Below are 14,386 nucleotides of genomic sequence, written 5' to 3' on the forward strand. Positions count from 1 at the left end.
GCCCCTCAAACGAGCCGAACACCGCAACCTGCCGCCACCAGCCATGGCAGTCCTCACGATCTCCAGACCACACACCATCTAAGTCACCGGCATTGCGCCTAGGCCCCTGTCGTCACATTCCCACCTACCCCCCGGGCGACGGCGGGAATGTGACGACAGGCCTAGGTCGGTTCCTCCCTGCCTGCCGCGGTCGCCCTTCCCAGCGGATGCCCTGCTCCCTGAGGAGGGCGACCGCGGCAGGATTCCACCAGCCGGATGGTTTCCTGCGCCACAAAAGGGCGTCTTGTTGCGATAGGCACCTTGTGTCGCTCCTGTGGCATTTAGTCTCACCTGCGTGAAATGGCTGCGGACGTCGAGCCCCGTGGTCACGGTCCGAGGGTGAGGTGTGGAGCGTGCACGCGAGGCGGGGCTGTCGGCCGCGTTCCGGAAGGAAGAGCCGTCCGAAGCGGACACGACGGCTGTGGGCGTTCGCCGTACTGCCGCTGGCGGCGTCGATGCTCGCCGCCTGCGGGGGCGACGAGGGCGCCGGGCCGCCCACCGTGAACTGGTACAACTTCCCCGACGACTCCGGCGCCCTCCAGAAGGCCGCCGACCGGTGCGGTCAGGCGTCGGGCGGCCGCTACAGGATCGCCTACAACAAGCTTCCGCGCGCCGCCGACGGCCAGCGCCAGCAGCTCGTCCGCAGGCTCGCCGCCGAGGACACCTCGCTCGACATCCTGGGCCTGGACGTGACCTGGGCGGCGGAGTTCGCCGAGGCCCGCTGGATCCGTGAGTGGACGGGGGAGGCGAAGCGGCAGGCGGCCGAGGGCACCCTGCGCGTACCGCTGCAGACCTCGACCTGGAAGGGAAAGCTGTACGCCGTCCCGTACAACACGAACACGCAACTCCTCTGGTACCGCAAGGACCTCGTGCCGACGCCGCCCAGGACCTGGGCCGAGATGCTGGACATGGCCGGCGAACTCGCCCGGCAGGGCAAGCCGCACTTCGTGGAGATCCAGGGCGCGCAGTACGAGGGCCTGACCGTCTGGTTCAACTCGCTCATCAACAGTGCGGGCGGCTCGATCCTCAACGCCGACGCGACCGAACCCTCCCTCGGGGCCCCCGCCGTGCGGGCCGCCGGAATCATGCGTGACCTCGCCAGATCTCCGGCCGCGGACCCCTCCCTGCCCAACCAGATGGAGGACCAGAACCGCCTCGCGATGGAGTCGGGCGTGGCGGCGTTCGAACTCAACTACCCCTTCGTGTATCCGTCGATGCGGTCGAACAACCCGGAGCTGTTCGAGAACTTCCGCTGGGCGCCGTACCCACGTGTCGACGCGAACCGCCCGGCACGGCCCACCATCGGCGGTATCGACCTGGCGGTGAGCGCCTACTCACGCCACCCGGACCTCGCCTTCGAGGCGGCCCTGTGTCTGCGCAACCGCGAGAACCAGCTCACCGCCGCGCTGGAGGGGGGCCTGCCGCCCACCCTGCGCGCGCTGTACGACGAACCGGCGTTCATGAAGGAGTACCCCTTCTCCCGTGAAGTGCTGGCGGCCCTGGAGTCGGCGAGCGTGCGCCCGCTCACCCCGGCCTACCAGAACGTGTCGATCGCGGTCTCCCACACGCTCTCCCCGCCCGCCGGGATCAAACCGGAGAGCTCGGTCGACACCATCAGGGACCAGATCGACGAGGCACTGCGATCCGAGGGTGTGATCCCGTGAACGAACAGCCACGACGGGGCCGGGCGGCGCTCTCGGAGGGCGCCCGGCAGGAGCGCCGACTGGGCTGGCTCCTGTGCGCGCCGGCCGTCGTCGTCATGCTCGCCGTGACCGCCTACCCCATCGGATACGCCGTCTACCTGTCCCTCCAGCGGTATGACCTGCGCTTTCCTGGACAGGCGAAGTTCGTGGGACTCAGCAACTACGGGGCTGTGCTGTCCTCGCCGTTCTGGTGGGACGCCTTCTGGGTGACGCTGTTCGTGACCGTCGTGTCGGTGGCCATCGAACTGGTCCTCGGCATGGCGATCGCCACGGTGATGCACCGCACGATCTTCGGCCGCGGCACCGTACGCACCTCGGTCCTCGTGCCGTACGGCATCGTCACCGTCGTCGCCGCCTTCTCCTGGCAGTACGCCTGGACACCGGAACTCGGCTATCTCGCCGAGCTGTTGCCCAGCGGAGAGGCCCCGCTGACCGAGCAGTGGCCCGCCCTGTGGCTGATCATCCTCGCCGAGGTGTGGAAGACGACCCCCTTCATGGCGCTGCTGCTGCTCGCGGGCCTCGCTCTGGTCCCGGGGGAGACCCTGAAGGCGGCCATGGTGGACGGCGCCACGGCCTGGCAGCGCTTCATCAAGGTCACGCTGCCGCTGATGAAGCCCGCGATCCTGGTGGCCCTGCTCTTTCGCACACTGGACGCGTTCCGCATCTTCGACAACATCTACATCCTGACGGCGGGCGCCCACGGCACGGGCTCCCTGTCGATCCTCGGTTACGACAACCTCTTCACCGCACTGAACCTCGGCATCGGTTCGGCGATCTCCGTCCTGATCTTCATCTGCGTCGGGCTCATCGCCTTCACCTTCGTCAAACTGTTCGGTGCGGCCGCACCCGGCGCGGAGGTGAAGCGCTGATGGCCGCCGCAGGCAGGACACACACCGCCCAATGGGCCGTCGTGAACGTCGTGGTGGTGCTGTACGCCCTGTTCCCGGTGTGGTGGATCGCCGCGCTGTCGTTCAAGGACCCCAGCACCCTCACGGACGGCAACTACATCCCCAGGAAATGGACCTGGGAGAACTACCGGGGCATCTTCGAGACCACGGAGTTCACCCGGGCACTGATCAACTCCATCGGCATCGCGCTGATCTCCACCGCGATCGCGGTGGTGCTGGGGACCATGGCCGCCTACGCGGTGGCCAGGCTGCGGTTCCCCGGCAAGCGGGTCCTCATCGGCATGTCGCTGCTGATCGCCATGTTCCCGCCGATCTCCCTGGTCTCACCGCTGTTCAACATCGAGCGGATCATCGGGATCTTCGACACCTGGCTGGGACTGATCATCCCGTACATGACGTTCTCCCTGCCGCTGGCGATCTACACCCTGTCGGCGTTCTTCCGGGAGATCCCCTGGGACCTGGAGAAGGCCGCCAAGGTGGACGGCGCCACGCCCGCACAGGCGTTCCGTCTCGTCATCGCCCCGTTGGCCGCGCCGGGCGTGTTCACCACGGCCATCCTCGTCTTCATCTTCTGCTGGAACGACTTCCTGTTCGCGATCTCGCTGACCTCCACCGAGTCCGCGCGCACCGTGCCCGCCGCGATCGCGTTCTTCACCGGCAGCTCGCAGTTCCAGCAGCCCACCGGGTCGATCGCCGCCGCGGCTGTGGTGATCACCGTCCCGATCATCGTTTTCGTCCTGTTCTTCCAGCGACGGATCGTCGCCGGTCTGACCTCCGGCGCGGTCAAGGGATGACCGCGCCGAAGGGCACGTGAGGCAAGGAGGCACCACCCATGGCCGAGATCATCCTTGAGGGAGTCACCAAGCGTTTTCCCGACGGAGCCCTCGCCGTGAAGGATGTGGACCTCGACATCGCCGACGGCGAGTTCGTGATCCTGGTCGGTCCGTCCGGATGCGGAAAGTCCACCACCCTGAACATGATCGCCGGGCTGGAGGACATCACCGAGGGCACGCTGCGCATCGGTGACCGGATCGTCAACGACCTCGCTCCCAAGGAACGCGACGTCGCGATGGTCTTCCAGAGCTACGCCCTGTACCCGCACCTCACCGTTCGCGAGAACATGGGCTTTCCCCTGCGCCTGGCGAAGGTGGACAAGGGCACGATCAACGCCAAGGTCGAGGAGGCCGCCCGGGTCCTCGACCTGACCGACCACCTCGACCGCAAGCCGGCCAACCTCTCCGGCGGCCAGCGCCAACGGGTGGCCATGGGGCGGGCGATCGTCCGTGCCCCCAAGGCGTTCCTGATGGACGAACCCCTGTCCAACCTGGACGCCAAGCTCCGGGTCCAGATGCGCACCCAGATCTCCCGACTGCAACGGCGCCTCGGCACCACCACCGTGTACGTGACCCACGACCAGACCGAGGCGATGACCCTCGGCGACCGGGTCGTGGTCATGCGTCAGGGCCTGGTGCAGCAGGTCGGCACGCCCGCCCAGCTCTACGACGAGCCGCGCAACCTCTTCGTCGCCGGCTTCATCGGCTCCCCGGCCATGAACTTCCTGAACGCCACCCTGGAGGAGGGCGTCCTGCGCTCACCCCTGGGCGCCCTGCCCCTCGACGACCGCACACGGCAGGAACTGGAACGGCGGAACGCGCCCCGCGAGGTCATCATCGGACTGCGCCCCGAGGCGTTCGAGGACGCCGCCCTGTCGCACGACCAAGGCGCCCGGCGCGGCCCGCACTACACCGCCGACGTGGAGGTACTGGAGTCACTGGGCTCCGACGTGTACGTCTACTTCACCGCGGAGGGCGGGCCGGCCATGACCAAGGAACTGGAGGAACTCGCCCAGGACTCCGGTCTGCGGGACACCGGTGCCGAGGCCCGGCAGATCGTGGCCCGCCTGGACGCCGCGTCACGCGCCCGCGAGGGCCAACCCCTGGAACTGCGGGTCGACATGACCAAGGCCCATGTGTTCGACCCGACGACCGGCGCCAACCTCACGCACCCGGAGCACAGGGGCTGACCCCCTCGGGCTGACCCTTCGCCCAAAGCGGCACTCAGCCATGAGTGAGTGTCAGGTCCATCATGCCTGTTCGGAGGCGGTTTCGGTAGGACGGAGCGCACGTCCGTTCGGGCTTGTCGCCGGTGGTGGTCCGCCCGCAGACTCTTCGTCATCCACTCTCCGACGTCCGCGTCGGCATCCGTTCCCGGCTGCCGGCGCGTTCGCTGTGCTGTCCCGTCGCGTGACGGGACGGGCCGGGGGGTGTGCGGACGAAGGGGGAATCGATGGATCAGGACATGGTTCTGCGGGCGAAGGTCGAGCTGCTCGGCGCCAACCGGCGGGTGGTGCGCGGCGTGCAAGGGCTGTGGATCTACCGCGTACTGACACCGGTCGAGCCGGAGGTGTACGGGTCGAAGCTGGCGTACGTCCTGGTGGAGGCGAGCGCCTCGCCGCTGGTGCGGGACCTCCCCGAGCAGCGGCTGGCCCTCCTGGACGAGGCGGTGGCGGTGGCGACGGCCCTCCGCGCCGCGAACCCCTACCGGGCCAAGGTGCTGGCGAGGGCCCTGGCCGCCCGGGCGGCGCTCGACGGCCGGCCGACGACGTAGCAGCGACCGTCCGCTGACCCCCACACGGTCGGCGGACCCATGCCACGTGGCCTCCACCACGGCCACCGGTGCGGCCGTGGTGGAGGCGTCCGGCATTGCCTCGCGTGGGGCGCGGTCCGGCGGGCGCGCTGGTCAGCCGGTGACGCGGCGGAACGTCCAACGCTGGTTGGAGCTGCCGACGTCGCGGTACTGGATCAGCGCGGCACCGTCGGCCGTGCTGCCTCCCTTGACGTCGAGCACCTTGCCGCTGTTGCGGTTGACCAGGGTGAACTCGCCGCCCGGCTGCGGACGCAGCTGCCACTGCTGGCTCGTACGGCCGTCCGCCGTCGTCTGCACGACCGCCGCGCCGTCCGCCGTCGAGGATTCCGCCACGTCGAGCACCTTGCCGCTGTTGAGGCAGGTGATGGTGTGGTAGCCGTCCCCCGTGGACTGGAAGGCCCACCGCTGGTTCGGCTGGCCGTTGTCGGGCCACTGCACCACGGCGGCACCGTCCGCCTTCGACGCACGGTAGACGTCGGCGACCTTGCCGCTGCGGACGCTGACGCAGGTGTAGGCCCTGGTGGGCGCGATCGTGTACTGCACCGAGTCGAAGTCGACGTGGCCGGTGCCGTTCGGGTTGTAGGTGAAGAGGCCGACGCGGTCACCGCGGTAACCGCCCCAGGTGAGCTTGTAGGTCCCGCCGAACGAGGTGAACGCGCTCCCGTCGAGGCTGTAGGCGAACTGGGCGACTCCGTTGACGTCCCACGAGGTGCGCAGCCACACGGCGTTCTGTGTGATCACCGGGCCGTCGGTCAGGGTGCCGCCCGCGTTGTGGGTGATCGTGGTGGTGGTCCCGGAACGCCGGACACCCAGCCCGGCGTAGGTGGCCGCGTAGTGGGACAGTCCGGCGTGCTGGCCGTCGGCGAGGCCGGCCAGTTCCAGGCGGACGGTCACCGTCGCGCCGCCCGCCGTGCGCAGCACGCGCTGGGTGAGGGTGTTGCCGACCTTGGTCAGGTTGTCGGCGACCAGCGGCGCGAACGCCTTCAACCGCAGGTGGCCTGGGCGTTCGGTCAGTGACCAGTGGTCCGCGCGCGGCTGGTAGTGCCACTCCCACTGCGGCTTGAGGCGCGTGTCCGTGAACAGGTCGCTGGTGACCACGGGCGGCAGGGCGTCGAGGGGCATGCCGGGCGTGCCGCCGGAGGGGACCCGGCCGGTCCACACCATGCCGCCGATGCCGTCCGCGCCCACCTCGCCGAGGATCGGCCAGCCGTCCACCCAGGTCACCGGCAGCAGGGACAGCACCCGCCCCTCCCAGTCGCCATGGCCGTGATGGGTGACGAAGTACCAGGCGCCGTCCGGAGTCCGCACCAGCCCGCCCTGGTTGGGCTCGCGGTCCACCGAGGCGTTGACGTGCTCCAGCTGCCGGGTCTCGAACGGACCGTAGAGGCTGGAGCCGCGGTTCATCATCAGCACCCGGCCCTCGGGCTTCACCTCGCTGTAGAGGTGGTAGTAGACGCCGTCGAACTTGTACAGCTTGCTGGCCTCGCTGCGCGAGGACTGGTGGATGACCGTGGACGGGCCGACCAGCGACTTCCCGTCCTCCGACAGCTTGAACAGGTGGATCTTGTAGCCGTCCGAGTAGTGCGTGGCGACCAGATAGCCCTGGCCGTCGTCGTCCCAGAACGGGCACGGGTCGTTCCACCCGGAGGTCCGCCACATCGCCGTCAACGGCTCCCACGGGCCGCTCGGCGTGGGGGCGGACGTCATGAAGAAGCCTTCGTCGGGCGTGTTGAAGTACACCCAGTACCGGTCCGCGTGGTGGCGGATGGCTCCGGCCCACACACCACGGCCGTAGCGGTTCATCCGGTCCCAGTTCAACAAGGGCCCGATACGGGTGACATCGTCGACCACGCCGCCGAGCGTGCGCCAGTTGACCAGGTCCTTCGAGTGCAGGACGGCCATGCCGGGGGAGTAGCCGAACGTGCTGGTGATGCCGTAGTAGTCGTCGCCGACCCGGATGCAGTCCCAGTCGCTGAAGTCGCCCGGGAGGATCGGGTTGACGTAGGTGCCGTCGCCCTGGTCGCCCCACGTGCCGACCGGGGGTGTGGCCGCCGCCGCGCTGGTCGGCGGCAGCAGGCCCGGCAGCAGGAGCGCGCCGGCGCCGACCCCGGCGAAACGGCCGAACTGTCTTCTGGTGATGTCCACGGTGTCCGTCCTTGAGCGGGAGCCGTCACAGGAATGGGTGGTTCTTTCACTGAGCGGAGGGCTCAGTCCACGTTCACGGCCCGCCACAACTGGCTGTCGGCGTTCGTGTCCGTCGTCTGCACGAGCTGAGCACCGGCTGTCGTCGACGAGCCGGACACCGCGAGCAGCTTCCCGCTGTGCACGTTCTTGATCTTGTAGTAGCCGTTTCCGGCGGCGATCAGGCTCCATCGCTGGTTCGCGGAGTTGGCGTCCGTCTGCTGGATGACGGTCGCGCCGTCCGCGGTGGACCCGCCGGTGACGTCCAGCAGCAGACCGCTGTTCTGGTTGACGATCTCGTAGCTGCCGTCACCCACCGCGACCCACCGCCAGCGCTGGTTCTGTGCTCCGGTGTCGTTCCACTGGACGACGTTCGCCCCGGCGGAGACCGATCCGCCCGAGACGTCGGCGGCCTTGCCGCCGTTCTTGTTGAGGACCTTGTAGTACGCGTTCTTCGCGGGGAAGGCGACGGAGGCGAACGCGTCGAGCGCGCAGACCGTGTTGGAGGAGGACGCGTTCTTCGTTCCGGTGCACACGACCCTGATCGTGTGGGGCCCCGCGGGGAGATCCGTCTTCTCGAACAGCGGCACCTGCTTCGTGACGGTCGGTGCGTAGGCGTCGATGCCGGCCTGTGCGACCGTGCCGTCGATGTAGACGTCGACCTTGCCCATGTTCGGTTGCCTCATGCCGAGGTACCTGATGCCCGTCCCGGTGAACGCGTACTCGACGTAGTCGCCCGCCCTGCTCGTGAACCTCTCGGATCCCCTGAAGTCCTGGGAGTCGTTCCAGTTGGACCAGGCGGAGGAGTAGGTGAGCGAGGGGTCCTTGTCGTCGACGTAGGTCCAGCGCTGCCGTACCAGCGACTTCGACGCTGCCGACGCGTTCCCCTGGGCGTCCACGACGTAGAGGCGGTAGTCGCCCACCGTGGGCGGGACGGTGATGGCCGTCGCGGTCCCGGCCGCCTTCGTCATGGTGGGGCCGACGGCGAACGTCGTCGTACCGGAGGGAGCCAGCCAGAGAGTCCTGGTCCCGTCACCGAGACCGCGGACGGGGACGGACGACACGCCCTTGCCGGTGAACGTGCTCGCGGGCAGGGCGTAGTCCTGCGGGCCGACCTCGCTCCGGGGCACGATGTCCTTGTAGGCGTCCTCCAGGCCCGCGTTCAGGGCGACGGCGTATGCCTGTGACGGCCACACGTTGTCCGCGTAGGCTCGCACGTCCTGGATGGTGCTGTTCGGGACACGCTTGTCGAGGATCTTGTTGACCGTGCCGTAGGTGTCGGTGATGTTCAGGTCGTGCTGGCGGCCCCACGTGCCGGAGTGGATGGTGGACCTGAGGTCCTTGTCCACGTCGAGGACGTTGTCGTGGAAGTCGATGTAGGCGGAGCCTTCATCGGGGTGGAGTCCGTACTTGTGACCGGCCGGAACGCCCCGGATGTAGTTGCCGCTGATCTCGGTGCCCGGCTGGCTGCCCAGGGTGTACACGGGACCGGCGTCGCTGAGCAGCTGCATCGCGTCGACGATCTCGTTGTACCTGATGGTGTTGTTCTTCGCCGTGGTGGTCGGCACCCCGGGTCGGATCGAGTTGGCCGAGCCGTCGAAGTTCCACCATCCCCAGCCGAGCGTGATGCCCGCCCACGGGGACTTCTCGATCCGGTTGTGCTCCACGGACAGGGAGTCCACGAAGTACGCCGACACGGGGCTGGACCCCCGGAACAGCACCGCGCTGTCGTGGAGGTAGTTGTTCGTCAGGGAGATGTTCTTGCAGACACCCTCGACGTTCACCGGGTACTTCTCGTTGTTGGTGGAGGTGTGGTCGCCGATGTACACGTGCTGCGGGTGCCCCACGGTCACGGCCGATCCGGCTATGTCATCCGTGACGTTGCCGGTCAGCTGTGTGTCCGTCACGTCGTTGACCATGTTGATGCCGTCGGCGCCGGTGTGCCGCACCGTGTTGCGCCGCAGGACGATTCCGTCGGCGTTCTCGATCTGGATGATGCCCGGCGGCAGGTCCACGTTGCGGTAGGTGTAGGCGTGGAAGTTCTTCCTCGCGTACACCGTCGATCCGGCGTTGCCCTGCTGGCCCTGCCGGAAGACGGAGCCCGCGACGTTGGTCAGGTTCCAGTCGGAGTGCTCCACGGTGAGCCCGGAGAACGTGATGTTCCGCGCGTGGTCGGTCGTGGACGTACCGGCGATCCTGAGGAGGGTGGACACGTTGTCCGGCGCGAACACCTTCGCCGATGTCATGTCGTCCGAGCCGGACCGGTAGTAGTAGACCGTGTGGGCGGTCCTGTCGAAGTAGAACTCGCCCGGCTCGTCCAGGAACTCGTAGGCGTTCATGAACGTGTGGGTACCGCCGGGGTTGAAGTTGCCGTTCGGCGGGCCCTGGGCGATGGCCGCGCCCGGCTGCTGGAAGAGGGCCACGCGTTGGGTCCCGTCCGAGCTCTTGGTGATCTGCCGGACTCCCACGATGGCGGTGGTCCAGGTCGTCGCCGACTGGATCTCGACGTCGTCCTGGTTGGCGGCGACGGCGGGCAGATCGGACAGGCCGTACTTGGACCCGTCGCACTGTGAGCCCGACTCCCAGGCCCAAGGAGCCTGGCCGGCCGTGACGGTGTAGCTGCCGTAGCAGCCGGCCGACGTGACCGTCTTCGAGGCCATCTGGGCGCGCTTGTCGTTGACGTAGAGCGCGCGGAGCTTGGTGTCGCGGTCCAGCGGGGCCTTCCAGATGTTCCCGCTGTGCTGTGTCCAGCCGGTCACCTGAACGCCTCCGTTCAGGACCGGCTTCTCGTTCTGGTAGGCGGCGTACACCACACGGTGGCCGTTCGTCCCGGAGTCGGCCGCCGTGAAGCCGATCGTGCCGCTCACCCGGTAGTCGCCGCCGCGGAGAAAGACGTTGATGTCTCCGCTCATGTCGTCGTTGACCGTGCGCACGACGTCCCGTGCGTGCTGCAGGGTCTTGAACGGCGCGTTGATCGTCCCGGTGTTGGCGTCGTCGCCGTCGGGGCTGACGTAGTACGTCGCCTGGATCGCGGCCGAGGCAGGGGTCGGCGCCGCGAGGGACACCAGCAGTGCCGCGGGAAGAGCCGTCGCGAGCACCGCGGACAACCTGCCGATGGCGGAGGTGGCGGCCTTCATCGTCTGCCCCTCCTGCTGGTGCGGACGATCGGGAAAACGTTCATGCGGCGGCTCCGGGGGTGTTGTCGGTGCGGTGGCAGGGGAGTGGCCGCCGCCCCGCTGCGGGGCGTCGTCCCCGACGGTCAGCTGCGGCCGGGCAGGCGGTAGAAGTCGGTCGCGGTGCGGGCGAGGAGCGCCTCGATCTCGTCCTCGGAACAGCCGGTGAGCAGTTCGTCCACGGTGGCGGCCCAGCGGTTCCAGCCCCCCGCGAGGTTCGCGACGGGCCAGTCCGAGCCGAACATCAGCCTGCCGGGGCCGAACGAGGCCAGCAGAACGTCCCAGACGGGGCGGATGTCGGCGGTCGTCCAGGTGCTGTGGTCGGCCTCGGTGATCAGGCCCGACACCTTGCAGACCACCTGGGGGTGCGCGGCCAGCAGGCGCACCTGCCGTTCCCAGTCGGCCAGTTCACGTCGGGCGATGGGCGGCTTGCCGGCGTGGTCGAGCACCTGGGGCAGGTCCGGGAAGCGTTCCGCCAGGCGGATCGCCTGGTCGAGTTGGTGGCTGCGGACCAGTACGTCGTAGCCGAGGCCCCTGTCCCGGAGCGCCGCCAGTCCCCGCTCGACGTCCGGGCGCTGGAGCCATCCCGGGTCCGTCTCGCTCTGGACGAGGTGGCGCAGGGACCGCAGATACGTGCCGCCCGGCCCGGCGAGCAGCCGGTCCAGCACGTCACCGACGGCCGGGGACGTCAGGTCCGCCCAGCCGACCACGGCCCCGATCAGCGGCTCCCGCTCCGCGAGCGCGAGCAGGTCCTCGGTCTCGGGCACGTCCGGCACGCACTGCACGACCACCGTGCTGTTCAGCCGGCGGCCCGCGATCGGACGGGTGGCGGTGGAACGCAGGTCGTCGGCGGTGAAGGTACGGCGGATCGCCGCCACGGCGGGGTCGTCGAGCCAGGGCTGCGGACGCCGGGCGAGATCCCACAGATGATGGTGGGCGTCGACGAGGACGGAGCTGGGGCTGGAGGTCACGGGCGGTCCCAGGGGTGCGGAGCGGTACGAGCTGTCAGGCGGTGATGTTGTCGTGGGGCGCGCTCAGGTGCCAGACCTCGGTGAGTTCCGTCCACTGGCGCGAGTCGCCCCGGTCGGGCCAGGGCTCCTGACAGGGGTCGGTGAGCTTCCACCACTCCTGGGTCTCGGGATCGGCCTCCAGCCCCGCCATGTCGGCCTCGAAGTCCTCGCCGTGGTACTCGAAGTAGGCGAACAGCGCGTCCCCGTGGAGGAAGATGCTGTAGTTGCGGATGTGCGCCCGGTGCAGCGCGGCTTCCACTCCGGGCCAGACGGCGGCGTGGAGCTCGAGGTACTTCTCGCGGTGCTCGGGCCGGAGCCGGATGGTCTGGGCGATGCGCTTCATGAGGCTTCCCCTTCCGGGGCCGGGGCGGACGTGGCGCCCAGTGCGTCGAACGGTGAGCGGTAGCTGGGCGTGTTGGCGCGCAGCCGAAGCCGCAGAGTGAGCCGGACACGGGTGGACGCGGGCAGCGCGACGGTCAGGAAGGCGCTGTCGCAGGACTGTTCCCTCTCCTCGACCACCGGTTCCGAGTGGCCGTAGTCGTACATGTCGCCGATCCAGCCGTCGTCCGCGCAGGTCGTGTACCGGACGGCGGTGATGGTGTGCTCGGCGAAGGCACCTGCCTGCACGATCACCGTGCGGTCCGCCGCGGGGGAGAGGTTCACCAGCTCGACGGTGGTCGCCTCGGGGTCGATGGAGGTGACGAGCGCGGCCACGTCCGGTGGCAGTCCGGCGCGGCGGGCCTCGGCGTCGTGGTAGCGCAGCCGGGCCTGCTGCAGACCGCCGTTGTACAGCACCTGCGGGCCGCCCCAGGTCAGCTGCACGAGGGCCTCGGTGACCACGGGGTTGCACAGCTGCCACACATGGATGTCGGCCTCGGGCACGTCCAGGTCGCGGTAGCGGTCGATGCGCCGCAGGCGGTGGCGGACCTGGGCCTGGGCGGCGGTGAGGATGCGCTCCGGGTAGCCGGGGTCGTCACCGGCGAGGAACGCGAACCACGCCTTCTCGTGCCCCGACTCCTCCTTGGCACGGAACGGCCGCACGGTGCGCCAGTCGATGCCGTCGGCCTCACGCAGCAGCTCCAGCCGGGACCGGTCGGCGTCCGAAGCCGTGTGGTGCCACAGGGCCACCGGCACGGGCGGCGTGACCGGGTTGTAGTCGAACCAGCCCGAGTCGTTGTGCCGGAACGGGAGGTGGACCGTGGGCGTGTGGATGTCCGTGCCGAGTTCGACCACCCACTTCGACGGCAGACTGGAGTCCGCCTCCGTGTGGGGCATCACCTTGCCGTGGCCGATCAGGGTGTCGAGCGAGGTCGCCACCATGGAGAGGTAGTCGTCGTCCCCGGTGACCGTCGCCGCCGCGAGCGCCGCCACACAGGCCGCGTGGCCGACGCTGTGCCAGCCGTGCGGCCAGGACCATCCGTAGTGGCCGCCGTACCAGCGGCCGTCCAGCAGACTGCCGACGACCCCGTCCGGGCCCGCGTTGTCCGGGACGAGCCCGTCGTTGGCCCGTGTGCGCTCACGCCACGCGCCCACGTACTCGACGATCCAGTCGCGGTAGCGCTCCTCGCCGGACAGGATCCAGGCGTTGAGGACCAGTCCCGCCGCGGCGAGGTTGACCGCCGTGTCACCGACGCCCATCCGGTCCCGCATCTGCGCGCCGAGCCGCGGATCCTCCGAGAGCGGGTAGGGGCCGCCGTCCGCCCCGGGAATCCAGTCGAGCGGAAAACCGTACGTCTCCGCCTCCTTCGCCAGCCACGGATACACGTCGCCGTCGAACAGGCCCCGGCGGTCGGGGTCGCTGCCGTTGTGCGGGCGGGTGATGACGCGGTGCTCCGGGTCCCAATTGCCCTTTGCCGGGTCGACGTACAGCTCGGCGAAACGCAGGGCGCGCTCGGACCAGCGGTCGGGTGCGGCCATGCACAGGAAGTAGAGCAGCAGCAGGCTCTCGCCCTGGTGGAACCAGTCGTAGCCGCGTTCGTACTCGTCGTGGAGCATGCCCAGTTCGGTGAGCTGCCGGGTGACGCCCTCCCAGTGCTTCTCGCTGGCGGGGAGCAGGTCGTCGGCGCCGCCGAGGAGATACAGCTGGGGCCAGTTGAAGAACACCTCGTAGAAGTCGTCGACCCCGTCGCGGGTGGTCAGCCGGCCGGTGTAGTTCAGCCGTCCGTCGGGCCCGGTGAAGTCACGGGCGAAGCGGCGCCAGGCGTGGTCGAGCAGGTCGAACAGGGCCCGCTGGGCCACGGCCCAGCCGGGTGGTTCGAGCAGCGGCACCCCGGCCCGGATTCCGGGCGAGGAGGCCGGGGCGTCCTCACCGGAGCGGTCGGCAGAGCTGGAGGGCATGGGAAGGGGCTCCGTTCGGGGTGGCGGCATGGTGTGGGTACGGGGGCTGGTGGCCGGGTCGGCGGGGCCCGCGCGGGGGTCACCGGACGGTCAACGCGCCTCTCTTGCACACCGAACGTCTCCTGCGCTTCGGCCGGGCCGCTGCCGTCGCGCTAAAAATTAGCCGCCTTATCGAGACACCAGTCAAGGGGTGTGGTCGGCTTTCCTGCGGTGAACTCTCGACCCAGAGTGCGGTGTTCACGTGGACAAATTCGCATAGGCGCCCGAAATGTATGGCATAACGGGCGCCCCGTTCCTGCGTTTGGCTGGAAGATAAGTACGACTCATTCAGGTCCTGGTGTACGATGAGTTCGACTTCGCAGCGGTCAGCCGCGCTCCACCGCAGTCAC

At 69.0% G+C, this 14,386-nt stretch carries 10 protein-coding genes; 5 read left to right on the plus strand and 5 right to left on the minus strand.

All coding sequences use genetic code 11. The features are described from left to right. Positions 1-392 precede the first annotated feature (392 nt). The 5 genes from ACZ4Z2_RS24630 (at position 393) to ACZ4Z2_RS24650 (ending at position 5,257) form a co-directional block, all read left to right on the plus strand. Positions 393-1,703: an ABC transporter substrate-binding protein gene (locus tag ACZ4Z2_RS24630; RefSeq protein ID WP_468078817.1), complete on the plus strand. Its 1,311-nt coding sequence runs from the start codon at positions 393-395 to the stop codon at positions 1,701-1,703. Continuing rightward, entirely contained in the window at positions 1,700-2,611 is a 912-nt protein-coding gene (locus tag ACZ4Z2_RS24635) for a carbohydrate ABC transporter permease (RefSeq protein WP_468078818.1), read from the plus strand. The genes ACZ4Z2_RS24630 and ACZ4Z2_RS24635 overlap by 4 nt, the downstream gene beginning before the upstream one ends. Then, complete coding sequence (locus ACZ4Z2_RS24640) at positions 2,611-3,444, plus strand: carbohydrate ABC transporter permease (protein WP_468078819.1); 834 nt, start codon at positions 2,611-2,613, stop codon at positions 3,442-3,444. Before ACZ4Z2_RS24635 ends, ACZ4Z2_RS24640 begins: the two co-directional genes overlap by 1 nt. Positions 3,445-3,482: 38 nt before the next feature. Further along, complete coding sequence (locus ACZ4Z2_RS24645) at positions 3,483-4,673, plus strand: ABC transporter ATP-binding protein (protein WP_468078820.1); 1,191 nt, start codon at positions 3,483-3,485, stop codon at positions 4,671-4,673. Positions 4,674-4,936: 263 nt separating this feature from the next. After that, positions 4,937-5,257, plus strand: a complete 321-nt coding sequence (locus ACZ4Z2_RS24650; protein WP_468078821.1) for a hypothetical protein — start codon at positions 4,937-4,939, stop codon at positions 5,255-5,257. A gap of 132 nt (positions 5,258-5,389) precedes the next feature. On the opposite strand, the gene ACZ4Z2_RS24655 is transcribed toward ACZ4Z2_RS24650, so the two are convergent. The 5 genes from ACZ4Z2_RS24655 to ACZ4Z2_RS24675 form a co-directional block, all read right to left on the minus strand. Further along, positions 5,390-7,441, minus strand: coding sequence for a family 43 glycosylhydrolase (locus ACZ4Z2_RS24655; RefSeq protein WP_468078822.1), 2,052 nt, complete (start codon positions 7,439-7,441; stop codon positions 5,390-5,392). Between the two features lie 62 nt (positions 7,442-7,503). Continuing rightward, the gene (locus ACZ4Z2_RS24660; protein WP_468078823.1) at positions 7,504-10,614 is read right to left on the minus strand and encodes an RICIN domain-containing protein; all 3,111 of its coding nucleotides are present in this window, start codon (positions 10,612-10,614) and stop codon (positions 7,504-7,506) included. A gap of 122 nt (positions 10,615-10,736) precedes the next feature. Further along, positions 10,737-11,621: an amidohydrolase family protein gene (locus tag ACZ4Z2_RS24665; RefSeq protein WP_468078824.1), complete on the minus strand. Its 885-nt coding sequence runs from the start codon at positions 11,619-11,621 to the stop codon at positions 10,737-10,739. A gap of 34 nt (positions 11,622-11,655) precedes the next feature. Then, the gene (locus ACZ4Z2_RS24670) at positions 11,656-12,003 is read right to left on the minus strand and encodes an L-rhamnose mutarotase (protein WP_468078825.1); all 348 of its coding nucleotides are present in this window, start codon (positions 12,001-12,003) and stop codon (positions 11,656-11,658) included. Further along, a complete protein-coding gene (locus ACZ4Z2_RS24675) occupies positions 12,000-13,997 on the minus strand; it encodes a DUF8034 domain-containing protein (RefSeq protein ID WP_468078826.1) in 1,998 nt (665 codons plus the stop codon). Before ACZ4Z2_RS24675 ends, ACZ4Z2_RS24670 begins: the two co-directional genes overlap by 4 nt. Positions 13,998-14,386: the final 389 nt, after the last annotated feature.

Source organism: Streptomyces sp. NPDC030183 (assembly GCF_055573455.1).